General features: G+C 43.1%; 25 protein-coding genes. 1 reads left to right on the forward strand and 24 read right to left on the reverse strand.

Features of this window, described 5'->3' with window-relative positions:
- Positions 1–137: 137 nt before the first annotated feature.
- Positions 138–803, reverse strand: coding sequence for an ABC transporter ATP-binding protein (locus tag C4K46_RS01365; RefSeq protein ID WP_209626601.1), 666 nt, complete (start codon positions 801–803; stop codon positions 138–140).
- A 1-nt stretch (position 804) separates the two neighbouring features.
- A complete protein-coding gene (locus C4K46_RS01370) occupies positions 805–1866 on the reverse strand; it encodes an ABC transporter permease (protein WP_209626603.1) in 1062 nt (353 codons plus the stop codon).
- A 369-nt stretch (positions 1867–2235) separates the two neighbouring features.
- On the opposite strand from C4K46_RS01370, the gene ucpA reads away from it, so the two are divergent.
- Positions 2236–3033: an SDR family oxidoreductase UcpA gene (gene ucpA / locus C4K46_RS01375; protein WP_209626605.1), complete on the forward strand. Its 798-nt coding sequence runs from the start codon at positions 2236–2238 to the stop codon at positions 3031–3033.
- A 30-nt stretch (positions 3034–3063) separates the two neighbouring features.
- Here the strand turns inward: ucpA and C4K46_RS01380 are convergent, their stop codons facing one another.
- The 22 genes from C4K46_RS01380 to atpA form a co-directional block, all read right to left on the reverse strand.
- Positions 3064–4638 carry an ATP-binding cassette domain-containing protein gene (locus C4K46_RS01380; RefSeq protein ID WP_209626608.1) on the reverse strand — a complete coding sequence of 525 codons (1575 nt, stop codon included), beginning with the start codon at positions 4636–4638 and terminating at the stop codon, positions 3064–3066.
- A 153-nt stretch (positions 4639–4791) separates the two neighbouring features.
- Positions 4792–5100 (reverse strand): SPASM domain-containing protein, encoded by a 309-nt coding sequence (locus C4K46_RS01385; protein WP_209626610.1) that lies wholly within the window; start codon positions 5098–5100, stop codon positions 4792–4794.
- On the reverse strand, positions 5093–5509 hold the full coding sequence (locus tag C4K46_RS01390) for a YjdF family protein (protein ID WP_209626611.1): 417 nt from the start codon (positions 5507–5509) through the stop codon (positions 5093–5095). Before C4K46_RS01390 ends, C4K46_RS01385 begins: the two co-directional genes overlap by 8 nt.
- A 313-nt stretch (positions 5510–5822) precedes the next feature.
- Positions 5823–8228 (reverse strand): phenylalanine--tRNA ligase subunit beta, encoded by a 2406-nt coding sequence (pheT, locus tag C4K46_RS01395; protein WP_209626613.1) that lies wholly within the window; start codon positions 8226–8228, stop codon positions 5823–5825.
- A 26-nt stretch (positions 8229–8254) separates the two neighbouring features.
- Entirely contained in the window at positions 8255–8764 is a 510-nt protein-coding gene (locus C4K46_RS01400) for a GNAT family N-acetyltransferase (protein ID WP_209626615.1), read from the reverse strand.
- A 12-nt stretch (positions 8765–8776) separates the two neighbouring features.
- Positions 8777–9832, reverse strand: coding sequence for a phenylalanine--tRNA ligase subunit alpha (gene pheS / locus C4K46_RS01405; protein ID WP_209626617.1), 1056 nt, complete (start codon positions 9830–9832; stop codon positions 8777–8779).
- A 257-nt stretch (positions 9833–10089) separates the two neighbouring features.
- The gene (locus C4K46_RS01410; protein WP_209626619.1) at positions 10090–10941 is read right to left on the reverse strand and encodes a DNA/RNA non-specific endonuclease; all 852 of its coding nucleotides are present in this window, start codon (positions 10939–10941) and stop codon (positions 10090–10092) included.
- A gap of 96 nt (positions 10942–11037) precedes the next feature.
- The gene (locus C4K46_RS01415) at positions 11038–11226 is read right to left on the reverse strand and encodes a DNA-directed RNA polymerase subunit beta (protein ID WP_209626621.1); all 189 of its coding nucleotides are present in this window, start codon (positions 11224–11226) and stop codon (positions 11038–11040) included.
- On the reverse strand, positions 11219–12499 hold the full coding sequence (gene murA / locus C4K46_RS01420) for a UDP-N-acetylglucosamine 1-carboxyvinyltransferase (RefSeq protein WP_209626623.1): 1281 nt from the start codon (positions 12497–12499) through the stop codon (positions 11219–11221). The genes C4K46_RS01415 and murA overlap by 8 nt, the downstream gene beginning before the upstream one ends.
- A gap of 81 nt (positions 12500–12580) precedes the next feature.
- Positions 12581–12820, reverse strand: coding sequence for a DUF1146 family protein (locus C4K46_RS01425; RefSeq protein ID WP_420853770.1), 240 nt, complete (start codon positions 12818–12820; stop codon positions 12581–12583).
- 238 nt (positions 12821–13058) lie between these two features.
- Positions 13059–13355 carry a DUF4176 domain-containing protein gene (locus C4K46_RS01430; RefSeq protein ID WP_209626625.1) on the reverse strand — a complete coding sequence of 99 codons (297 nt, stop codon included), beginning with the start codon at positions 13353–13355 and terminating at the stop codon, positions 13059–13061.
- Positions 13348–13899 carry a hypothetical protein gene (locus tag C4K46_RS01435; protein ID WP_209626627.1) on the reverse strand — a complete coding sequence of 184 codons (552 nt, stop codon included), beginning with the start codon at positions 13897–13899 and terminating at the stop codon, positions 13348–13350. Before C4K46_RS01435 ends, C4K46_RS01430 begins: the two co-directional genes overlap by 8 nt.
- A 187-nt stretch (positions 13900–14086) precedes the next feature.
- Positions 14087–14725: a DUF443 family protein gene (locus C4K46_RS01440; protein ID WP_245335114.1), complete on the reverse strand. Its 639-nt coding sequence runs from the start codon at positions 14723–14725 to the stop codon at positions 14087–14089.
- A gap of 194 nt (positions 14726–14919) precedes the next feature.
- Positions 14920–15405, reverse strand: coding sequence for a hypothetical protein (locus C4K46_RS01445; RefSeq protein WP_209626630.1), 486 nt, complete (start codon positions 15403–15405; stop codon positions 14920–14922).
- Between the two features lie 222 nt (positions 15406–15627).
- Complete coding sequence (locus C4K46_RS01450) at positions 15628–16266, reverse strand: DUF443 family protein (RefSeq protein WP_209626632.1); 639 nt, start codon at positions 16264–16266, stop codon at positions 15628–15630.
- A gap of 15 nt (positions 16267–16281) precedes the next feature.
- The gene (locus C4K46_RS01455) at positions 16282–17676 is read right to left on the reverse strand and encodes an LXG domain-containing protein (RefSeq protein WP_209626634.1); all 1395 of its coding nucleotides are present in this window, start codon (positions 17674–17676) and stop codon (positions 16282–16284) included.
- Positions 17666–18034 carry a hypothetical protein gene (locus C4K46_RS01460; protein ID WP_209626636.1) on the reverse strand — a complete coding sequence of 123 codons (369 nt, stop codon included), beginning with the start codon at positions 18032–18034 and terminating at the stop codon, positions 17666–17668. Before C4K46_RS01460 ends, C4K46_RS01455 begins: the two co-directional genes overlap by 11 nt.
- Before the next feature lies 1 nt (position 18035).
- On the reverse strand, positions 18036–18314 hold the full coding sequence (locus tag C4K46_RS01465) for a TIGR04197 family type VII secretion effector (protein ID WP_209626638.1): 279 nt from the start codon (positions 18312–18314) through the stop codon (positions 18036–18038).
- Positions 18315–18433: 119 nt separating this feature from the next.
- Complete coding sequence (locus C4K46_RS01470) at positions 18434–18853, reverse strand: F0F1 ATP synthase subunit epsilon (RefSeq protein WP_209626639.1); 420 nt, start codon at positions 18851–18853, stop codon at positions 18434–18436.
- 10 nt (positions 18854–18863) lie between these two features.
- Positions 18864–20270 carry a F0F1 ATP synthase subunit beta gene (atpD, locus tag C4K46_RS01475; protein ID WP_209626641.1) on the reverse strand — a complete coding sequence of 469 codons (1407 nt, stop codon included), beginning with the start codon at positions 20268–20270 and terminating at the stop codon, positions 18864–18866.
- Positions 20271–20528: 258 nt separating this feature from the next.
- Positions 20529–21407, reverse strand: a complete 879-nt coding sequence (locus C4K46_RS01480) for a F0F1 ATP synthase subunit gamma (protein WP_209626643.1) — start codon at positions 21405–21407, stop codon at positions 20529–20531.
- Between the two features lie 12 nt (positions 21408–21419).
- Positions 21420–22925 (reverse strand): F0F1 ATP synthase subunit alpha, encoded by a 1506-nt coding sequence (gene atpA / locus C4K46_RS01485; protein ID WP_209626644.1) that lies wholly within the window; start codon positions 22923–22925, stop codon positions 21420–21422.
- Positions 22926–22937 lie beyond the last annotated feature (12 nt).

Here is a 22937-nt window from a genome sequence, read left to right on the forward strand (position 1 = left end):
CCTGTAAAAATATACTACCATTATATCATTTTTAGTCGCTTAACTCAGACATGAACATCAAGTCCCTCAAGTAAAAAAGCACTTCATTCTTAGAAGTGCTTTTTCTCATCAAAAATACAAAAATCATTTTTTCATTCCTACTCAAGGGGCTTTAAGCTACCGTCCTGCATCTGATAAACCTGGTCCACCTCATCCAAAAGCCTGGTATCATGGGTAATCATGACCACACTGGTCTGGTACTTCCGAGTCACCTGCTTGAGCAAGTGGACCACCCGTTTGGCCCTTTCGGTATCCAGACTAGCAGTCGGCTCATCAGCCAGGACAAGCTCCGGCCGATTGTAGAGGGCTCTAGCAATAGCCACCCGCTGGCGCTCCCCGCCCGATAATTCCTTGGGATACTGGTCCAGCACCTGGGTCAAATCCAAGAGCTCTAAGAGTTCAGCAAGCTCCATGGTTTCCTTCTTGGAATAGCGGTCAATCAGTTTGAACTGGTCCTTAATCTTCAAAAAAGGAATCAGGTTAGAAGCCTGCAAGATAAAGCCAAAATCATTGAAACGTAAGTCCGTCCGCTCCTTTTCCGACAAGTGGGCAGTGTCCACATCCCGCAAGAAAAGCTGGCCAGAGCTAGGACTCTGCAAGTGGCCCAAGAGGGTCAAAAAGGTCGTCTTACCCGAGCCAGACGGTCCGATAATCGCTACAAATTTCCCCTTTTCCAGACGAAAGTCCGTCGGTTTTAGGGCCTCCACTAGGGTATGACCCTGACCATAGGACTTACTAACAGCCCTTAATTCTAAAATTGCCATCCTACTCTCCTCCAATCGCCCTAAGGGGATCAATCTTAATAACCTTATGAATCGACAAGAAACCACCTGCTAACGACATAAGCAAAATCAAGCAGATAAGACCCGCATAGGCCTGCCAATCACTATAAAAAGGCATGCTAGCTGGCAGAAACTGCTGAGTCAAAAGCAGGAGCCCTACCGCTAAAATCAAGCCCAGGCCTGTCAACAGGAAAATCTGCCAAAAAATCGAAGCAATAATCGTCCGACTGGCCAAGCCCTGAGCCCGCATAATCCCATAGAGCTGGATTTTCTGAATCGTGATAATATACATGAAAATCCCCAGGACCAGAAAGGTAATCAAGACCATGGCCCCAATCATAAAGCTAAAGGTCAAAACCTGGGCCTGATAACCAGGAATATTTTGAATCAAGGTCTCTATCGACACCTGCTCTAGTCCCGCTCCTTTTAGCTTCTGCTGATCCTTGACCACTAGAAAACTAGTATTTTTCACCTGGGCCGAACCGTATTTCAAATCCCGAAAATCATCCAGGCTCATAAAGAGGACCGGCTGGGTAAAAAAGCTATTATTCTCCGTAAAACCCACTATCTGATAACTTTTCTTGCTCCCATTGAGCTGGATTTGATTCCCCAACTTCAAGCCCTTTTGCTCAATGCTCTTATCAACCACTAGCTCTCCTGGCCTCTCGGCCCTTCTGCCCGATGAAATTTTAGGAGCTATAAAACTCTCCCAGGAAAGACCAAAGACCTGGGCATTGACCTTTTTCTCCTTGCTCTCTTGATTAGCAACCACTGCCATTTGCCCCAGTTCTGCTATATTTTCTTGCCCCAGATAAGCCTGATAGTCCTTTTCAGTCAGACTAGAAGCCACTAGATTCTTATTCGCATATTCAGACAAAACGACCGACGAAGCCTGCCAATTATCAATAGCCAGACGATTGAGCCTGGCCAAGCCGACCGATAAACTAGACAGGAAAAAAATCATGTAGCTAATCAGAAAGACCACAGCCACCACCAAGCGATAGCGCCCCTTATTATATAAAATTTCCTTGACTGCTAAAAACATAGACCTGGCTCCTTTTCAAAAGAGAGTGACTTGGGGCCAATATCACACACCCGCGGGCCCGCCGCCACCAAGCCTCTGGCCCCGCTGACCAAAATCTTGATTAGAGAATGACAAATATCTGGATAAAGTAATTTCATAGCTAGCCCTTTTTTCGTTAAATATACTACCATTATACCATTTTTAGTCGCTCTCCTCCCTTTCTGCCCTTTGAAAAAGAAAGGAAATAGGGAGAAGCTAGCCTGATTCAATGCTCCCTTAACTCGCCACTTAGATTCTTTGCTAAGATTTTCAGAATTTTCATTGTTTTCATCCTTAAAAGATGCTACAATAAATCTAGAAAACGTTTTCCAAATTAGAAAGGATTTTGCTATGACAAAGTTAGAAGGTAAGGTTGCACTCATCACCGGAGCAGCGTTGGGATTAGGCAGGGGTATTGCCCAAGTCTATGCCAAATATGGAGCCAAACTCTGCCTTGTCGATTTAGCTCCCCAACTAGAAACAACCGCCCAAGAATTGCGGCAGGAGTTTGGGGTCGAGGTCATCACAGTCACAGCTGATGTAGCAGATGCTTCCATGATGGAAGAAGCTGTCGCAAAAACAGTCGCCCAATTTGGCCAACTAAACATTGTCTGTTCCAATGCCGGCGTCTGCCGCCTGGCCCCCTTTGAAAATTTCGATGCCGCCATGCGAGACTTCCATATTGATGTTAACATCAAGGGCGTTTGGAATACCTGCCAGGCCGGTATTAAACAATTCTTAGAACAAGGTGGCGGAACAATCGTTATCGCTTCCTCCGTTACTGGAGATTTGGTCGCCGATGCCGGTGAAGCGGCCTACGCCATGACCAAAGCAGCCATGGTCGGCTTGACCAAGGCCTTAGCAGTAGAATATGCCGACCGCAATATCCGAGTCAACTGTACACAATTAGGTTATGCCCGCACCCCCATGGTTGAAAAGATGGCCCAAGAGTCCAATCCAGAAGACCCAGAGTCTGTTATTACAGGTATTGCCCAGTCTGTTCCAATGAAAAGACTGGCTGACCCCAAGGAAGTCGGCGAACTCTTCGCCTTTCTAGGAAGTGATGAGTCTAGCTATCTAACCGGCACCCAAATCGTTATCGATGGAGGAAGTACCCTCCCTGAAACAATCGGTATGGGAACAAATTAAGAATAAAAAAAGAGGTTATAACCTCTTTTTTCATATACTTGCCTTTAAATTGATATGCAAATTATAATCATCTTCATTGAATGTATGGTGAGCCACTTCAATTATTGTAATAGGTAGGGCTAACAGTAAAGCTCTTATTTTTTTGGCATTGATTGTATCCAGAGAAGCAGTTACTTCGTCAACCAATAAAATTGTCTTTTTCCGCAATAAGAATCTAGCAACCTCTAATCTAATGCGTTGCCCACCCGAAATATTACTGCCATTATTTTCAACCCGAACATTTAATATATCCGAAAACTCTTCTTTTAAACCAACTGTATCCAAGACAGAAAGCAGTTCTAAATCATCAAATTCTTGCTCTAGACTCAAATTATAGCGAATTGTCTCATTAAATAAAAACGGATTTTGGCTAATTATCCCAACATCTTCATAAGATAATTTGTATTTTTTTAATTCATCTTCCAGATAAATACTACCTTTATCTAGAAGCTCCTCTCCTAGAATACACCTTAGCAAGGTTGTTTTTCCCGAACCAGATGGTCCTTTAATCAATACTTTTGATCCAAAAGGGATAGCTATGGACAAGTCTTGGAATAATCTTTTATTACTATAAGACTTGCTAGCTCGGTCTATATGTAAAGTTCCACCCCCTTGACTCTCTTGTTTTTCTTCTGAAAAATCTTTATCAAATTCTAAAATGTGATAAATCTTATCCATAGTTGGCTTTGCTCCTTGAATTTCAACCACATCATACATAATCGTCTGAATTGGGCTAACTAATTGCCCAGACGCTATATACATAGCCACCAAGCTGGATAAGCCAAGCCCTTGACCATTTAAAATCAGATAAAATCCTAGAGCAAGTGGGACAACTTGACTTAAGAAAACCATAAAACCATTAAAAAAGAAGATGAGATTACTTAAAAATTCAAATTTCTGGATAGAGGCCTGATATGAAGTCACTTTATTATGTACACGCTTTTCATTGGTTTTTAAAGCTTGATTAAAAGCTAAAACATCACTTCCCCGTATACTATCTGAAATTTGTGCATATACACGAGTCCTCTTATCCGACAAGTCACTGCCCTGTTTATTAAGCCTCTGACTTAAAATGAACTGAGGTAGGGGACGTAAAAGTGTGAAAAAAACAAAGATAGAGCCTAATAAAAGATTCTGACTAATAATATATATCTCAGTTACAATAGCAACCACGCTCCAAGCTATGATATGTTGTGTTAAATCAATATAATTATTTCCGACAAATTCCATATCCTGAGTCAAAATACTAATTTTTTTATCAATGGAATAATTAGTATTTCTAATCAATTTCTTATACAAAGCCCTTCGAATGTTAATTTGAATTTCTTTCCTAAATATATTTACAGAATAATTAGCAAAAAGCATAAAGGAGTAGAATGACAGATAGATGAGAAAGCCATATAGGATAAATGAAACAATTTTATCTAGATTCAACTCTCCCTTATCAAGTTGCAATGCTTTTTCTAGAATTAATGGTTGGGCCAAAACAACCCCTCCATTTATTACATTTCCTATACCTACCAACCATTTTGTCTTTTTACCTAAATACTTATAGTATTTGAACATAAACTTTCTCCTTAGAAAAAATGAACAGAGCTAGCACTCTCTGTTCACATAATCGCCATTAGGATGGACAATGGTGATTTCTTGGCTGACTAGTTCTATGTGAATTTTTATGGTTTTTATTTTGTTTTACTTTCATATCTGTGATTCTCCTTCCTAGCCCACATCTAAAATATCAATATAGGATTCAGAGAGAGCAAAGAGTGCTAGATTTTTTCTTATCATTTTTTCAATGCTCTTACAAAGAAGAGGCTTTGTTCCTTTCTCTCCTTTCTTAGCTAATGGGCAATAGCCTGATTTACAAATAAGTACATATGGACATTTTTTACAGTCTTCATCAACTTCTATAATCCATTCCTGCAACTTATTGTAATTCAACAGACCCTTATTGATATTTCCAAAAACATTAGAGGGATGATAGAGGGCAATTGTACATGATTGAATAATCCCTCTAACATTAAACATAAAATCGCTTCTTTCTTCGTAGCTGATATTGAATATCCTTTTGTTCTTGTTTTTTCTCTCTCCTACTTCTCTTCTTCTCTTTTTTCATTAGTTCATGAACCTTGGTCAACTCCATTTGAGCTTTTGTAGATACCGCAGGCTTCTTTTTTTGCTTATTGATTGCTCTTTGCATTCTTTTAGGATTCATCTTCCTATCGCTAGGCGGAGTCTCCTCTTGCAGTCTATCTACCGCTACCCTATCATTTTTTGAAATGAGAGCTGGCAATCTCTGATGAATAAATTTAAGAACCTCAAAATCTTTTGGTTCGCTACCGAATGTATATTTAATAACTCGGTAATGCTCATGACTATCAGTGTATTCAACCAAGCCATACCAAAAGGCATCTTCAAAATAAATAGTTAACTTCATGTCAAATCCTTTCCAAATTGGAAAGCAAGTCTAGAAAAACTAAGAAGAATTAGCAACGAGGAGGTTGCCCTCCCCATACGATGGCGCTGCCTACGCCCTTTATATCTTACCTAACTGAACACGGGCTTCAGCGAAGAAATATACGCAAATGAATAGAGGTGATATCCAGACGCAGTAGCTGTCTGCTAGTTGCCATCGTCACCAGTGACTTGTCACCTAGCTAGTCAGCCTTGCGGGGGTCTCACAACGGAGTTGCTAACAACTCCTGTTCGGCCGCCTATTTTTCTCTCGTTTTCTTAACGCCCTTTGTATCTTATCTAACCTCTGCGCCTAATTTCTCGGCCAGAGATTTTTGGATTTTATCCATATATTTAGCGACTTCCTCGTCAGACAGGGTATCTGCTGGGTTTTGGAAGGTTAGGCTATAAGCCATAGACTTGAGGCCAACTCCCAATTTTTCACCTGAGAAAATATCAAAGAGCTTGATGTCTGTTAGTCGCTTGACACCCGCAGCGTGGATTGCCTCCACCACTTCCTTGTGGCTGACCTTGGCCTCTAGCAAGAGGGCCATATCTCTGGTTACTGCTGGGAACTTGCTGATTTCCTTGAAGGCTGGCTTAGGAGTCAGGGCTGCCTCGATAGCAGAGAGGTTGAGCTCTGCTACATAGGTTTCTGGAATATCATAATCTTTAGCTGTTTTAGGATGAATCTGGCCGACATAGCCCAGAACCTGCTCTCCTAGGCGAATCAAAGCGGTTCGACCTGGATGAAGACTGGCTAAGCTTGAGTCAGCCTCATAGGTCACTTCTAAGTGGAGGTCCTCAAAAATCGCCTCTACAATTCCCTTGGCATAGAAGAAATCAACAGGCACTGCTGGCGTTTGGAAGTCCTTTTGGCTGACTAGGCCAGTCAAGGCAAAGGCAAAGCTATTGATTTCATGAGGGAGGTCTTTTTTAGGATCGCCCTTTTGTTCAAAGATTTTCCCGATTTCATAGAGGGCCAAATCCTTATTTTTTCGAGCAACATTGTAGCTGACAATATCCAACATTCCAGCCAGCATATTCTGCCTCAGGACGCTACGCTCAACACTCATAGGCCACATCAGCTCGGTCAGCTTGGACGGTGCTAGGCTAAATTCGACTGCCTTTTCTGGTGTAGTCAGGGCATAGGAGATGACCTCGGTCAGTCCCAAACCTTCGGCCACATCTCTCACCTGCCGTCTTAATTTTTGGGTTGGAGTCAATTCACCTGCTGTTCCACCGTCTCTTGGTAGAGTGACAGGGAGGCGGTCATAACCATAAATACGGGCGATTTCCTCATAGAGGTCTGCTGGAATGGTAATATCCCAACGACGACGGGGAACGCTAACTGTAAACTCTGCTGCACTTCCCGCTAGGCCAAAGCCCAAACGGCGGAAAATATCCTCAATATCACTGTAGTCCAAGTCGGTACCTAGGACCCGATTGACATCAACCAGGCTAGTTGAAACCTCTCTATCGCTAGTGTCTAGCTGGCCAGCTGCGATTCGACCTTGATAGAGGCTGGCCCCTGCAAGCTCTACAATCATGCTAGCCGCCGCATCCAGAGCGGCATTGACAGTTGCCAGATTGATGCCCTTTTCAAAGCGGGAAGAGGATTCCGAACGCAGGCCCAAGCGGCTGCTGGTCTTGCGGATAGACTTACCCTCAAAGACTGCTGCTTCAAGGACGATACGCTGGCTCTTGTTTGAAATTTCTGTGGCCTGACCACCCATGACTCCGGCCAGGGCGACTGGCTTATCTGCGACAGTGATAACCAAGTCTGTCTCTTCAAGCTCTCTATCCTCACCGTCCAAGGTCACTAGCTTCTCCCCTGCTCTTGCCTCCCTCACTAGGATTTCTCTAGCCTCAAAGCTATCTAAGTCAAAGGCATGCATGGGCTGACCAAAGTAAAGGAGAATGTAGTTGGTCACATCAACCACATTATTGATAGGGCGAATCCCTTCATTCATGAGCAGATTTTGGAGCCACTGGGGACTAGGAGCAATTGTCACATCCTCCAAGATTCTGGCAGCATAGTAAGGAGACTTACTAGTCTCAATCTTGACTGCCAACTCTTCCTGGGCTGATTTTGCTCCTTCAATCAGCGGAAATTCCTTAAACTGAACAGCCTTGTCGTAGATAGCAGCCACCTCATGGGCCACACCCAGCATAGAAAGGGCATCTGCTCGGTTAGGGGTGATGGATAGTTCGATAACCTCATCATCCAGGTCTAGGTAAGAAAAGACTTCCTGGCCATTAACAGCTTCCTCTGGCAGGATTTGAATCCCGTCCGCAAATTCCTTGGGAATGACCGAATCAGAAATACCCAGCTCAGCCAGGGAGCAAATCATCCCCAAAGACTCGTAGCCCCGAATCTTGCCCTTTTTAATCTTATAATTATCTGCAATTCGGGCACCTGGCAGGGCCACGATAACCTTGATGCCCGCTTTAACATTAGGAGCTCCGCAGACAATTTGCCGCACTCCCTCAGCTCCCGTATCTACCTGGCAGAGATGGAGGTGGGTTTCAGGAATATCCTCACAAGTAAGCACCTCGCCCACAACAATCTTGGACAGACCTGCTGCTGGTGAGCTTACGCCCTCTACCTCAATACCTGTCGTGGACATCTTTTCAGCCAAGTCGCTGCTTGCCACATCCACATCAACTAGTTCTTTTAACCATTTATAACTTACTAACATCTTTTTTCCTTTTTATCCAGCTTTTTTTATAGTTTTTTAGCCAAAAGCCAATCAATATCAACTGTGTCACCTGTCACATATTCATGCTCGGAAAAGCGCTCAAAACCATACTTAAAGTAGAAATTTTGAGCCTTGAAATTCTTCTCCCAGACACCGAGCCAAGTCCAGACAAAGCCCCGCTTTTGAGCCTGTTCAAGAGCAAATTCAAACATCTCCTTGCCTAGACCCAGACCATGGTACTTTTCTAAAACATAGATTCGGTGGACCTCAAAGGGTCGCTCCAAGTCCACTGGCTCGGTTTGAGCTGCCCCCCAGTTAAACTTGAGAAAACCAGCTATTTCTTGGTCTTTCATGACAAAATAGGTCTCCGATTGGGGGTCTTTTAGGTCCTGCTCAATCTTTTCAAGGGACAATTCATGGGCAAAGTAATGCTCCATATCTGCCTTCTTGATATAAGGGCCAAAGGTCTCCTCATAGGTAGTGACCTCTAGCTGGCGTAAAAGGGCTGCTTGATCTTCTTTGACTCTAACTAACATGTGACAAATCCTCTATTTGAACTGCTCTGAGAAACGAAGGTCCCCTTGGTAGAAACCACGAATATCATTGATTCCATAACGAAGCATGGCAATCCGCTCCTGACCAAGTCCAAAGGCAAAGCCTGAATACTTCTGACTATCAATTCCACTCATCTCAAGGACATGGGGGTGGACCATTCCTGCCCCCAAAATCTCAATCCAGCCTGTCTGCTTGCAGACATTACAGCCTTGGCCCCCGCACTTAAAGCAGGAAACATCGACCTCAACCGAAGGCTCGGTAAAGGGGAAATAGCTAGGACGCAAACGAATGCTGCGCTCTTCTCCAAACATTTTTTTAATGACCAGCTCAAGAGTTCCTGTCAAATCAGCCATGGAAATGTCGCTACCGACAACCAGACCTTCAATCTGGTGGAATTGGTGGGAGTGGGTCGCATCATCGGTATCCCGACGGAAGACCCGGCCCGGAGAAATCATCTTCAAAGGCCCCTTAGAAAAATCATGGGCATCCATAGCCCTAGCTTGAACAGGACTGGTATGGGTCCGCATCAGGATTTCTTCTGTGATATAAAAGGTATCCTGCATATCACGCGCTGGGTGATCCTTGGGCAGATTCATCCGCTCAAAGTTATAGAAGTCTGATTCCACCTCAAAACCGTCTACCACCTGATAGCCCATACCGATAAACATATCTTCAATCTCTTGGCTAGTCTGGCTGAGAATATGCCGGCTCCCCCGAGCTAGCTTACGACCCGGCAGGGTTACATCTAGGCTTTCCTTGGCTAGCTGGGCCTCCACCCTTTTTTCCTCCAAGAATTGGGCTGTTTCCTCAAAGGCCTTGGTCAAGACATCCCTGGCCTCATTGACGTGCTTACCAATAATCGGACGCATCTCAGCTGAAACATCCTTCATGCCCTTTAAAATTTCGGTCAGAGAACCTTTCTTACCCAGGACCGATACACGGAGCTCCTGCAAGTCCTGCAAGTCCTCTTGCTTATTCTCACTAATAGCCTTGAGGCTATCCAAGGTTGCTTGACTCAGTTGAGCCAATTTTTCTTCAATACTAGACATTTTTCCTCCATAAAAAAACCGCCTATCAACACCCACAAGCGGAGCGTTGACACGCGGTACCATCCGTTTTTATCTGGCAAGCCAGACCTTAATTTTTTTGTCCTCTAGCAAGTGAATTCAGCTAGCTTTAGTCTAAGAAGCTCTCAGTCACGACTTCTCTCCCTGTTAGATTTCCCCTAGCTTACTAGTCTTGCGGACAACTATTCAATTATACCCATTCTAGCAAATTTTCCAACTTTTGACAAGCCACTTTCCTCTTATTTTTGCCGGACCTGGCCCGTCTCATAGTCTAAAACCAAGCCCTTTTGCAGATTGGGAATAAAGACATTGAACTCCAGGCTACCGTCACTGGACTTGGCCTCTAGCTGACTACCCACAGGAACCAAATCACTAGGTCGCTCATAGATGAGGCGGACCCGATAACGGACCCGCTTTTTTTGGTCCAAAGCCCTGCGGACCTGACTTTCATAGTAGTTCTGTCCAGTCGAGTCCTTGCGGTTGGCTTGATTAGCCCAGGCTGTCTGCACAGCGATATTGGCGGGATTACTGGTCGAAGCATCAAAACCCTTGAGGCCCCCAACCAAGGAATAAGCTAACAGGTGGCCCCGATCCACTGCATGGCTATATTCTCCCTTGAGATTTTTTACTTGGTGCCAACCAGCAGGTGTCCAGCTAGTTGAGCTATTGCCCGTCTCCTCCCGCTTTTTATACTGGCGGGTTGATTTGGCTAGTAGAGCATTAGCCACAGTAGGTAGGGTTTGACCAGCCACTGACTTGCTTTCATTGTGGGCATAGGGACTTGAAGCCACCTGGGCATTGAGGTCTGTCCGATTATGATTGAGGATAAAGGCACCAGCCCCATTCCACTCTAGCTCCACTCCCAATTGTTGGCGCACACTCTCACTTAGAAGAGCCTCAGCCTCGGCTTGGCTAGGCCGATCCCCCTCCTGGGACCTCTGACCCTGCTTAGCCGACTGAGAGGATTGAGCTGAGTCAGGTTTGCTTGCTTGCTGATTGGAAAAATAATATCCAGCTAGGGTTAAACAGACCGCAATGATTAGCCCTGCTAGGCTCTGTATCTGTTTTTCCCTTCTTTTTTTCTTTGCCATGGCTACCTCCTGCAAAACGAGAAAGACCCAGACAGGCTTGTAAACCAGCTTCTGGGTTCTAGAACTTCATTGTGACTAAGCTAGTAAATGAGTAGCCTAGCTACCTGTAAATTTAGCCAAAAGGCGTTGCCAGGTATCTGGCGAGAGGATTGACCAAGGATTTTCATTGCCTCCCACTGTACCATAGCCAATGACTAGGCCCAGAGCCAGGGCTAGCAGCCCCAGAAAGAGGACCAAGGCCACAATTCCTACTTGCTTACCGACATATTTCCAGCCCCTATTCATCGTCCTCTTCCTTTACCCTTCTAATCTTCGCACCAAGGCTGGCCAATTTTTCATGGAAACGATAGTAGCCTCGGTCTAGATGGGTCAGCTTACCAACCTTGGTTTCTCCGCTGGCAATCAGACCTGTCATAATCAGGGCCGCACTAGCCCTCAAATCGGTAGACATGACCTCTGCTCCTTGGAGCTGTTGGCCACCCACAATTCTAGCTGTATCCCGCATAATTTCAGACTGCAGGCCCATCCGCCGCATTTCTTCCAAATGTTGGAAACGATTTTCAAAGACCGTTTCAATCATCGTAGACTCACCCCGAGCTACAATCATCAGGGCTGTAAACTGGGCCTGCATATCCGTTGGAAAACCAGGGTGGGGCAGGGTCTTGACCGAAACAGCCTTGAGCCGGCTCAAGTCCGAGCGAATCCGAATCCCCTCATCTTCCTCGGTCACCTCAACTCCCATTTCCTGCAATTTAGCTAATAGGGGACGATTGTGCTCCCAGATAGCGTCCTGGACGAGAACATCACCACCAGTCATGGCTGCCGCCACCATGAAGGTACCTGCCTCAATCCGGTCCTGGACAACATTATGACTCACTCCCTGCAATTCATCCACACCATGAATAGTCAAGGTTTCAGTCCCAGCTCCCCGGACCTTGGCTCCCATCTTATTGAGCAGCATGGCCAAGTCAACGATTTCAGGCTCCCTAGCAGCGTTTTCAATGACCGTTGTTCCCTGAGCCAGGGTCGCTGCCATCATGATATTTTGGGTCGCCCCGACACTAGGAAAATCCATATAGATATGGGCCCCATGCAGACGCTCGGCCTTGGCCTCGATATAACCCGCAGTCTGACGAATATCCGCTCCCATAGCTTCCAAACCCTTGAGATGAAGATCAATCGGCCGACTACCAATCGTACAACCTCCAGGCATAGAAACCTTGGCATGTCCATTGCGGGCCAAAATCGGTCCTAAAACAACAATGGAAGCCCGCATCTTACTCACATACTTATAGGGAGCCTCTTCTGAGATGGGCTGACTAGCGTCCACCACCACCGTATTTGTCTCTTGATCAAATTCGACCTTTGTATTGAGTCCCCTAACCACATTATTCATGGTAAAGACATCTGATAGAACTGGGACATTATTGAGGACAGTCTTGCCCTTACTAGCCAAAACAGTTGCTGCTAATAGTGGCAAGACAGCATTCTTTGCCCCTTCAATTTTAACCGAGCCTACCAAACGATTGTCGCCACCTTGGATAATAATTTTGTCCATATTTACTCCATCTATTCTCACAAATTAGTGCTATCTATCCCCAAACAACAGGGGGACCTTCTATTGACCAAGTAAGAGAGATTAAAATTGCCCCCGAAAAAGAGACCGACTAACCTCAAAAATACTTATAAAAAAGAGACTTACCAAATATCCTAGCGCTAAACTAAGAAAAATAATTAGCAGGCGAATAGCCCTTTCATTATCTGCTCTAACCTTAAAAAAACGCCCCCAGTCCACTACCTTATAGAGCAGTTGGAAGCTAACAAAAGCAAATATAAAATGACTACTAAGAGAAAAAATTGCCTGTACCATGTCTATCATTATACCATAAATTTCAACCAAGCCCAAACTTCTAATCTTTCTTGAAAATCAACCCGACTACCAAAGACTAGAGCAAACCCGACTACAAGCAGGAAAAAAGGAGTGGGACAGAAGCTATTGCTAAAAAGAAATAGTTCTTAGTCCCACCCCCGCAAGGCCTGTTAATGTCCTCTGGGAGATTTTACTAGTCGCTTCAGCTTGCATTTATAGTAAGATGAACCGAAGTTAGGCTTCTATCTTACCCTTCTAAACTCAAACGTGGATAAGGAATCTTGTCCTGCGATTTTTCAAACCGTTCCTGCATAGCCTCCTCCTGCTCATCTATATAGCCTTCAAACCAGACCTTATCAATATTTTCATGATTGAAAAAGTAGACCTGATTATCCGTATTGCCAGCAGGATAAAGGCAGGCTGAATAATCAAAATAACCGATTGTTCCTTGATTATTATAAAGCGGGAAACGATTGATAATCATCACTTTAGTGCTCCCCTTATGCAGCTGGACGACACTCCCAATTGGTAAGTATTTAGTCATTTTCTAACTCCTTTAATAGTTTAGTAACAATCTTTTTTCGATGTTTAATCTGATTGGATTTTAATAAATATACTATAAAAAGTGACAGACCATACAAGAAAAAGCCGAGTACACTTGCTTGAAAAATACATAAAAGTATGGAGACAAATAGAAAAATATTAGTTCCTATACGGAAGTAGAATAAGAGCCTATTATTTTTAATTTGTTGATTTAAAAACTCTCGATACTCCATGTTAGAGATATAAAAATCACTTAATGCTAATTGTTGATACTGATTACGATTGAATATTTTTGTAGTTACAAGCACTCCAAGGGTCATTAAAATAAACAGAAAGAGTCGAAAATAGATATTTTGCAAAATCATAAAATGCTGGCTCATTCTTATAACGGGAAGAGCTAACAAGGTTGCTCCAACAACCCAACTATTGAGATTTCTGGGAATTTCTTCAGCACTGGACTCCTTTAACCTCTCTTCGTCTACACTATAATAAATCGGTCTTTTCTTATAATAGCCAAAAGGAATTATCTTTTTATAATCGTACATGTTTTCTCCTTGACTTTAATTCAAAACTTAGATTAAAAGATATGATAATTCAATAATCATCACCATTTAAACGCTGTTCCTAAGCCATTCATAAATCCTGAAACGGCTCCAGAGAGACAGCGACCGACACAAGACTTAGAAATATAACTTTAGAGATTAGACTGGATAAATTAAATACTTGGCACAACTAATTATCACTCATTTTATAAATGACATCTATAGTATAAGACGCGTTACCAAGCATAAACATAAAGCACAACATAAAAAATACAGACCATAAAAAGAACCAATTCCCGCTATATATATAAGTAAAGGCACATAAAATCGTGAGAAGCCACAGCATTATAACTGCAAAAATCCGTTTGGCTATAGTATTTTTAATCGTCTTAGGAACGATTTTCTTATACTCTGTTATTTCTGTTAAAGCAAGTTTTGAAAATAAACGTTTCTTGCTTACGTAGTAAACTGTTTGTACAAAAACCAGAGATAGTAAAAAGACTAAAGCAAAGAAGAGCAAATTTGTTTGAATAGATAAGTCAGTTTCCAAACGAGTTAAAAGACCACTTCTTCTAATGACTGTTGTTAAGAGAAAGCCCAAGCCACCTATTAGAGAAAAGGGAACAACAAAGTTACTTGCCTGCTGATTTTTGAACAAAATATGCTGAAAATCACCCTCTGTGATTATATATAACTTTTGCTTAAACAACCAACTAAGAGGAAAGAAAAAGTAACACAAAAAATTGACAGGTTTCCTATCTAAAAGATAGTAATTCCCATCGCTTTTAAAGATAAGGTAGCGTGAATTGACTGTAGCTAATTGAATCATATTCACTTTCACCACCTCATTCCCATTGGATTAGTCATATCTTGAACTTTCTTTATAGCCATATTTTTCTCATTTTCAATAATAAATTCTAAACCATCATCAATAAAATGCCCTATACCATCAACAAAATCACGAACTGGTTTATTGGTCTGATAGGCATGCTCAAATCCAAGCCCTTATCGTCTATTACTCTACTAACAAGAATTTGTCTTCTTCTCTAATTCTTCCAAAATCTTTTTCCTTTTTCGAGGGGTCGACTCGTTCCCAGCCATAAATACAGTAAATATTATACCAATAGAGGCTATTAGTAGTCTAAAGTCAGCAAAAAACAAATAAAAAGCAGATACTAGTATTGCTAAAAATACTAAAGTACTATAAATTTTACTAAATAATTTGAAATGTTTTTGGCATTCTTTCAACAATGCAGAATAGGCTGTTTGATTATAAGAGACAAATTTTTCTAGATACTTTTTCTGGTGCAACTTGCTTGTATAGATTTTAGCACTGATATTCATCAACAAAATACCCAAGCATAATAATATCCCTCTTATGAATATACTCGGAAAGAACAATCCTCCTAATTGATTTATAAAAATAGTTAATAAAGCACTTGTGACAGGTACTAAAAATAATAATAGACCAGACCTATCTCCATCTTTAATTATCGAACGATAAATCATTCTTTCCTCTATATCATAGTATACAACTCTGTCACGAACGACACCTAAACTAATTTAAGAAGTTAGTATTAAAAGATTGGAAGACTGTAAGAATACTATTCCCAAGATAAAAGTTGCAAATAGAAAGAACAATCTAATAAAGCGAACTTTACCACATTGTGTCTTTGTTTTCCTAATGACTTGATTAATTTCCTCCAAAGAATAGTACTCTTCAAAAAAATCTCACTTTTTCCTCAGCAAGTATTCTCCTTCAGTGAAAGATAAAAAATTTGTAAAAAGTAAACCAATAAAAATAATAGTAAATAAGATAGTAAAAAGCCAGCTATCATACATTAAAAACAAAGCAAATGAAAACACTGTCAAAAATAGCATAAGCAGATAAGATAGAAAAAATTTTATCATTTGCCCATTTAAAGTAGGTCTGATATAAACTTTCTCAACTTGCAAAGTTTTTAAATCAATCATTTTCTCTATTCTTCTAGCTCTTAGTTCAGTAGATACAAATCTTATAAACAAAGAGATAAAAACGAGAGCCATGACTAATACTAGAAAAAAAGTTAAATCGCCTACTCTCGGACTAATTGCAAGATCTAATTTCAGGACTCTTGCTAGTATAACTCCCAAAATAGCTGATACTGGTATTAGGCTCTTCCCAAGTCTACTTCCAGAATGAATAGTTGCCAATTTTGAAAATTCTTTGTCTGAGATTCGATAAACCTTCTGAGCGACTAGCCAGTTTAAGGGGTAAAATAGGATACTAATTTTGTTATTATCAATATCCATCAACCACCTATTCCCATCAGCTTGAATCAGTCTATATCGAGGATTATTTTGAATCTCACTTATAATTACTTTTATCATATTCACTTCCTATTCTCAATGTAACATGGGTAAAGTTGGAACTGTAATAAATCCTTTTAGTGCTCTCTCTCCAACCTCGTCTAGTACACTACCAAGTTTATCCACACCATCTCTCACACCTAAAACATTATTTTCGTAAGTCCATTCAAAACCTTGTGATGCAAGTAAAGATACTCCTGTTCCTAACAAAAATGCACCCGCTACAGCCCAACCAGCTGGATTAGAACCAAATACTACCGTCGCTACCGTTGTACCCGCACCAAATCCTATTCCTGTAGAGATTCCATTATGAACTATGGCCTGCCCCACAGTTTTATTTTCATTAGTAATATCGTTATAAATACCAACTCCCAAACCTATACCCATTACCCCATAGCCTAGATACTGTCCAAGATTAGATATTCTAGTCCCCTTGAAAATAAGATTTTGTCCTGCATTATTTTGGGCTTGGCTATTCATGACAAAACTAGTTGACTGACCAAGGGCGTTCATAGTAGCGGGCCCCTTAGTTCCAGATAATATCTTGGCTACCCCCAGTCGCTGAATCCCCGCTCCTAGCTGTTCCATACTCGTTGTAATCAGGTCCAAAATGACATCGTTTGTAATGGACTTTTTATTTCCCATAATATATTCAAAGATTGTTTGAGCTTTCACATCATCAGGATTCTTTGCAGAATAAGCTTGAATAGCCTCATAATCTTTCTGTTTCAATTCTTCTCCCTTAGCTAGTTTTGTAAGAGCAACTTTGTAATTATTTACTTCATTCCTCTTTTCCCAAGCGGTATTGACTGTTTGGGTCCATTCCAGTTGCTCGGCAGCGGGGAGTTCAAAAGAGCCGTTAAAGTTAGCCAGACCTGATGATAGTTGCGCCTTGCCCTGGTCTAGTAGGCTTTCGATAGCGGGCATTTCACTAAAGAGGGTGGCCGAAGTGGCATCATAGGCGATTAGCTTGTTTAATTTCTCCTGCAATTCATTCCGAATCGCTGTAGTTGCCTCTAAATCTTGTTCCAACCTATCAATAGTTAGCTTATCCAAAATTTTATCAGCCCGTTTTATTTCTAAGGCTGCATTTTGAACAGCAATGGTCTCATCGTAAGCCTTGATTTGCTCTTCAAGCGTATCTTGGTCCAGACTTTCATCACCGACATCTGTCCGATAGCGACTTGGCACTTGGCCAACAGAGGACATTTTCCCCTCTTCAAAGAGAATCCCTGCTTGAAACAAAGGAATTAGAAGGCTACGTCCATAATCCTTAGCATTGCTATAAGCTGCTCCTGTAAGATTATCATCGTTAACAAAGCCAGTCAAGGCATCTAAGGTTGCCTGATAGGCTGAAATCCGATTTATACTTGCTGATGAAGAAGAGTTTGCTTGGCTATCCGACGAGCCCAAATCCATTTTAATTCCCATAGTTCTTCCTTTCCTTTTCATCTTCGCTTCGCAAAGAGTATTCACGACTAAGCTGGTCTAATCTATCTTCTACTTGTCTCTCTTGACGTCTATTTCGCTCTCTAGCTTGGTCAATATCTGAGTAAATCATTGCCTGTCCCTTAGTGAGACGACTCAAAGTTTCCTGGAGATTAAGCGCATCATGGTGACTCAGATTCAGAAAGTCCAAACGCCCAAGGCTTGACTGAGCCCTTCCGTATAATTCTTCTATATCCAGCTCAAAATTATTCAGATGACGGCGTTCCTCATCTAGTTTCTCTAAATGACTAATAGCCTGTCGCTTATCCTCTTCAATATCGGCTAATTTTCTTTTAGTCAAGTTAGTCACCTACCTGAATTCCTGTGCTCAATTGCTCGTCCACCACTTGGAAATCTGCCGCAGTTGTCTGCACTAGTTGCTGAAAGGTTGATAAGTCAGACATAAAGTCAGCCGCTAGACTATCTGACTTATCTATCACTTCCTTGGCCTTTTCATTCCCCTGTAAAACACTGGTTTCGTCCTTAATCGTCGCATCGACCTTGAGACTAGCTAAACTATTGATTAGGGCTGTAGCATGCTGGCTCGCTATACTCGCATCACTCTTAATTTCTACACTCATTTTCAGCCTTCCTCTCTTTTAATTAGTAATATTTTATCCTTTCCTAGCAGTAATGTCAATTTTATTTCTGATTTCCCTTGAAAAACGAGCAAAAAAGACCAGGAAGCAAGCTTCCTAGCCTAAAATCTATTTCCGACATTGATTCGGTTAATCGCCCTTTGAAGGGCAATTTTCGCCCGACGTTCCTGGTCAATCAGGTGCTTGTCATGCGCTTCTTCAATCTCACGCTCTGCTCGAAGTTTGGCTCTTTCTGCTCGACTGACGTCAATATCTCGCGCCCGCTCTGCAGAATCGGCTACGATGGTGATTAAATTATTATCCACCTCGATAACCCCTCCATTTACAGCAATCCAATTGACATGGGTATCATCGTCAATCCGCTTGACCTTGACCTCATCAACCGCCAAAACAGCAATCATATTTTCATGGTGGGGCAAGATTCCCATTTCACCGTCCAGCGTTTTGATAGAGACAAAGCTTGCATGGTGATCATAGACCAGACCATCTGGCGTTACAATCTGCACTGTCATTTGAGCCATAAGTCACCTCTTAAAATCCCATCTTCTCAGCCTTGGCAATAACGTCCTCGATAGAGCCAACTCCCCTAAAGGCATCTTCTGGGAGCTGGTCGTGCTTGCCGGCCAAGATTTCCTTAAAGCCTCTTACGGTCTCAGCTACTGGTACATAAGAACCTGGTTGACCGGTAAACTGCTCTGCCACATTAAAGTTCTGTGATAGGAAGAACTGAATGCGGCGAGCCCGAGCCACCAAGGTCTTTTCTTCATCAGACAGCTCGTCCATACCAAGGATGGCAATAATATCCTGCAATTCGTGGTAGCGCTGCAAGACCCGCTTAACCTCGGCTGCCACCTCATAGTGCTCTTCTCCTACAATTTCTGGTGCTAGAGCACGCGAGCTAGAAGCCAGAGGGTCCACCGCTGGATAGATTCCTAGCTGAACCAATTTCCGCTCCAAGTTGGTTGTTGAGTCCAAGTGGGCAAAGGCGGTAGCTGGCGCTGGGTCCGTATAGTCATCAGCAGGGACATAAATGGCCTGGATAGAGGTAACAGACCCCTTCTTGGTTGAGGTAATTCTTTCCTGCAATTGGCCCATTTCAGTAGCCAGGGTTGGTTGATAACCAACGGCCGATGGCATGCGACCCAAGAGGGCTGATACCTCTGAACCTGCCTGAGTAAAGCGGAAGATATTGTCGATAAAGAGTAGGACGTCTTGCCCTTCCACATCGCGGAAGTATTCAGCGATTGTAAGACCAGTCAGGGCTACCCGCATCCGAGCTCCTGGTGGCTCATTCATCTGACCAAAGACCATGGCTGTCTTTTCAATAACTCCTGATTCCTTCATTTCCCAGTAGAGGTCATTTCCTTCACGCGTCCGCTCACCGACACCGGTAAAGACCGAAATTCCCCCATGTTCTTGGGCAATATTGTGAATCAATTCTTGAATCAAGACCGTTTTTCCAACTCCGGCACCACCGAAGAGACCGACCTTTCCTCCCTTGAGGTAGGGAGCTAGGAGGTCGATTACCTTGATTCCTGTTTCTAAAATTTCTGAAGAAGTTGATAGTTGATCAAAAGTCGGAGCCTTTTTATGGATAGGTTCACGCGCCGCATCTGCTCCAAAAGGAGCTTCCAAATCAATCGTATCTCCCAAAACATTGAAGACCCGACCCAGCGTTTCTTTTCCGACTGGTACAGAAATTGGCCGGCCCGTATCAAGGACCTCCAGACCACGAGTCAAACCGTCGGTTGACTCCATTGCAATCGTCCGAACCATTCCATCTCCAAGCTCAAGAGCTACTTCCAGAACGATTTTAGATTTTTTATCATCATTTTTATAAACTACAAGTGCATTATTTATCTCAGGCAGCTTATCACCAGTTGAAAATATCACATCAACAACCGGCCCAATTACCTGAGCAATCTTTCCTGAGCTCATTAAATTCTCCTGTATATAAGATACAAAGGGCGTATAAAAAGCGACTAGAATTTTAGGGAAATTGACGAAGGTTCTCCAGAACCTAGGAAATTTCATCTAAATTCCGAGCTTTTAGCCCGTGTTCAATTATAAGATACAAAGCCCGTTAAGAAAGTCTCAGCGAAAATAGGAGATGGGACGAAGGAACTCCAGTTCCTAGGAGCATCTATCTTTTTTGCCAGACTTTTAGGGCGTGTTCAATTATTATTTTTTGCACCATTATTCTAGCGCGCTGGCTCCCGCTACGATTTCTGTAATCTCCTGGGTAATGGCTGCCTGGCGTGCGCGATTATATTGAATGGTCAAATCATTGATTACCTTTTTGGCATTATCGGTCGCTGTCTGCATAGCCGTCATCCCTGCGGCATTTTCTGCTGTCTTGGCATCAATAATGGCTCCATAAATCATGGATTCGGCATACTGGGGTAAGAGTTGGTCTAGTATGGCCTCCCGACCACATTCTAGGTTAAAGTTATGGCTGTAACCCTCGGTAGCTTCATTAGGATCCAAATCAACGATGGGCAACATCTGCTCCACCCGCATCTGACTAGTCAGACTGTTGATGTGGTGATTATAGCAGACATAGAGTTCATCAAAAAGTTCATTTTGATACATCTCTACTGTCTTGTTGATAATCTTTCTCACCTCATCAAAGCTAGGCTGGTCTGCTAAACCTCGCAGTTCATAAACCGGTTGAATCCCCCTAGCCTTAAAGAAGTCTGCCCCCATGCCTCCGATAGAGATAATGACATAGTCACTCTGATTTTCATGGTATTCGGCCAACAATTCCATCATGGACTTGAGAATGGTTGCATTGTAGCCACCGACCAAACCACGATCCGAAGTGATAACGATATAGGCTGTCTTTTTAACAGGGCGACTGATGAGCATGGGATTGGTTGACTGGTCAACTGTCCCAGTATGCAACATATCGGTCAAAAGCTGGCGAACCTTGGAAGTGTAGATTTGAAAATTTCGAGCAGCTTCCTCTGACTTGCCTAGCTTGGCAGCCGAAACCATCTGCATGGCATTAGTGATTTGACTGGTATTCTTGGTTGATGCAATTTTATTTTTGATATCATTTAAAGAAATTGCCATCTGCCACCTCGATTATTTGAAATTGGACTGATTTTTAAATTCAGTAAGGGCGTTATCAAGGACTTCCTCTGCTGGCAGGTCCTTGGTCTCGCGAATGCCGGCCAAGATATCCTCATGGTGGGCATCAAAGTAGGCATGCAATTCCTCTTCAAAGCGGACAATATCATCTACCGGTACACTGTCTAAGAAACCGTGGGTAAGAGCATAGAGGATTATTACCTGCTTTTCAACTGGCAGAGGCTTGTGGACAGGCTGTTTCAAGACCTCAACAGTCCTGCGACCACGATTCAACTTAGCCTGGGTAGCCGCATCCAAATCAGAACCAAACTTGGTAAAGGCTTCTAACTCACGATAGGAGGCCAGATCAATCCGCAGGGTACCGGCCACCTTTTTCATGGCCTTGATTTGGGCAGAACCCCCGACCCGAGAAACGGAAGAACCCGCATCAATGGCTGGACGAATCCCCGCATTAAAGAGGCTGTCACTAAGGAAAATCTGTCCGTCTGTAATCGAAATAACGTTGGTTGCGATATAGGCAGAGATATCTCCGGCCTGCGTTTCGATAAAGGGCAGGGCAGTAATAGAGCCACCACCTAATTGGTCTGAAACCTTGGCAGAGCGTTCCAAAAGGCGGCTATGCAAGTAAAAGACATCTCCCGGAAAGGCTTCCCGTCCTGGTGGACGACGAAGGAGGAGGGAGAGTTCACGATAGGCTACCGCTTGCTTGGACAAATCATCATAGACAATCAGAACGTGCTTGCCCTCATACATAAACTCTTCGGCCATGGCCACTCCAGCATAAGGCGCTAGATAGAGCAGGGGCGAAGGTTGTGAAGCAGAGGCTGTCACGACAATGGTATAGTCCAAAGCCCCGTACTGACGCAGGGTTTCAACCTGAGTCCGGACAGTAGACTCCTTTTGACCAATCGCGACATAGATACAAATCATATCCTGTCCCTTTTGGTTGAGGATTGCATCGATAGCAATGGTCGTCTTACCGGTCTGCCTGTCTCCGATGATTAGCTCCCGTTGACCCCGACCGATTGGAACCAGAGCATCAATGGCCTTCCAGCCTGTTTGCAGGGGCTCGGTAACGGACTGTCTTTCCATAACCCCAGGAGCAGGTGCTTCAACTGGGCGCATCTTGTCCGTTTCGATTTTTCCCAAACCATCCACTGGACGGCCTAGAGGGTCTACAACCCGACCAATCAGGGCAGGACCTACTGGAACTTCCATGATTTTGCCAGTCCGACGGATACTATCCCCCTCACGAATATCAGTAAAATCTCCAAGGATAATAATCCCGATATCATTTGTTTCTAAGTTTTGGGCCATTCCATAAGAGCCATTTTCAAAGACCAAGAGCTCTCCACTCATGGCATTATCAAGACCATGGGCCCGCGCAATTCCATCACCAATGTAAGTGACGACTCCCGTTTCTGTGACGTCAAAATTTGGCTGGAAATTTTCGATTTGTTGCTTAATTAAAGCGCTGATTTCTTGTGCGTTAATCGCCAAAATTCACACCAC

Origin of the sequence: Streptococcus oricebi (assembly GCF_017883985.1) — a bacterium.
In the GTDB taxonomy this organism is placed as follows: domain Bacteria; phylum Bacillota; class Bacilli; order Lactobacillales; family Streptococcaceae; genus Streptococcus; species Streptococcus oricebi.

What these genes read in the sequence shown, in the direction of transcription:
- C4K46_RS01365 (WP_209626601.1), bottom strand. Translation starts at nt 803, where the DNA reads ATGGCAATTTTAGAATTAAGGGCTGTTAGTAAGTCCTATGGTCAGGGT.
- C4K46_RS01370 (WP_209626603.1), bottom strand. Translation starts at nt 1,866, where the DNA reads ATGTTTTTAGCAGTCAAGGAAATTTTATATAATAAGGGGCGCTATCGC.
- ucpA (WP_209626605.1), top strand. Translation starts at nt 2,236, where the DNA reads ATGACAAAGTTAGAAGGTAAGGTTGCACTCATCACCGGAGCAGCGTTG.
- C4K46_RS01380 (WP_209626608.1), bottom strand. Translation starts at nt 4,638, where the DNA reads ATGTTCAAATACTATAAGTATTTAGGTAAAAAGACAAAATGGTTGGTA.
- C4K46_RS01385 (WP_209626610.1), bottom strand. Translation starts at nt 5,100, where the DNA reads ATGTTTAATGTTAGAGGGATTATTCAATCATGTACAATTGCCCTCTAT.
- C4K46_RS01390 (WP_209626611.1), bottom strand. Translation starts at nt 5,509, where the DNA reads ATGAAGTTAACTATTTATTTTGAAGATGCCTTTTGGTATGGCTTGGTT.
- pheT (WP_209626613.1), bottom strand. Translation starts at nt 8,228, where the DNA reads ATGTTAGTAAGTTATAAATGGTTAAAAGAACTAGTTGATGTGGATGTG.
- C4K46_RS01400 (WP_209626615.1), bottom strand. Translation starts at nt 8,764, where the DNA reads ATGTTAGTTAGAGTCAAAGAAGATCAAGCAGCCCTTTTACGCCAGCTA.
- pheS (WP_209626617.1), bottom strand. Translation starts at nt 9,832, where the DNA reads ATGTCTAGTATTGAAGAAAAATTGGCTCAACTGAGTCAAGCAACCTTG.
- C4K46_RS01410 (WP_209626619.1), bottom strand. Translation starts at nt 10,941, where the DNA reads ATGGCAAAGAAAAAAAGAAGGGAAAAACAGATACAGAGCCTAGCAGGG.
- C4K46_RS01415 (WP_209626621.1), bottom strand. Translation starts at nt 11,226, where the DNA reads ATGAATAGGGGCTGGAAATATGTCGGTAAGCAAGTAGGAATTGTGGCC.
- murA (WP_209626623.1), bottom strand. Translation starts at nt 12,499, where the DNA reads ATGGACAAAATTATTATCCAAGGTGGCGACAATCGTTTGGTAGGCTCG.
- C4K46_RS01425 (WP_420853770.1), bottom strand. Translation starts at nt 12,820, where the DNA reads ATGATAGACATGGTACAGGCAATTTTTTCTCTTAGTAGTCATTTTATA.
- C4K46_RS01430 (WP_209626625.1), bottom strand. Translation starts at nt 13,355, where the DNA reads ATGACTAAATACTTACCAATTGGGAGTGTCGTCCAGCTGCATAAGGGG.
- C4K46_RS01435 (WP_209626627.1), bottom strand. Translation starts at nt 13,899, where the DNA reads ATGTACGATTATAAAAAGATAATTCCTTTTGGCTATTATAAGAAAAGA.
- C4K46_RS01440 (WP_245335114.1), bottom strand. Translation starts at nt 14,725, where the DNA reads ATGATTCAATTAGCTACAGTCAATTCACGCTACCTTATCTTTAAAAGC.
- C4K46_RS01445 (WP_209626630.1), bottom strand. Translation starts at nt 15,405, where the DNA reads ATGATTTATCGTTCGATAATTAAAGATGGAGATAGGTCTGGTCTATTA.
- C4K46_RS01450 (WP_209626632.1), bottom strand. Translation starts at nt 16,266, where the DNA reads ATGATAAAAGTAATTATAAGTGAGATTCAAAATAATCCTCGATATAGA.
- C4K46_RS01455 (WP_209626634.1), bottom strand. Translation starts at nt 17,676, where the DNA reads ATGGGAATTAAAATGGATTTGGGCTCGTCGGATAGCCAAGCAAACTCT.
- C4K46_RS01465 (WP_209626638.1), bottom strand. Translation starts at nt 18,314, where the DNA reads ATGAGTGTAGAAATTAAGAGTGATGCGAGTATAGCGAGCCAGCATGCT.
- C4K46_RS01470 (WP_209626639.1), bottom strand. Translation starts at nt 18,853, where the DNA reads ATGGCTCAAATGACAGTGCAGATTGTAACGCCAGATGGTCTGGTCTAT.
- atpD (WP_209626641.1), bottom strand. Translation starts at nt 20,270, where the DNA reads ATGAGCTCAGGAAAGATTGCTCAGGTAATTGGGCCGGTTGTTGATGTG.
- C4K46_RS01480 (WP_209626643.1), bottom strand. Translation starts at nt 21,407, where the DNA reads ATGGCAATTTCTTTAAATGATATCAAAAATAAAATTGCATCAACCAAG.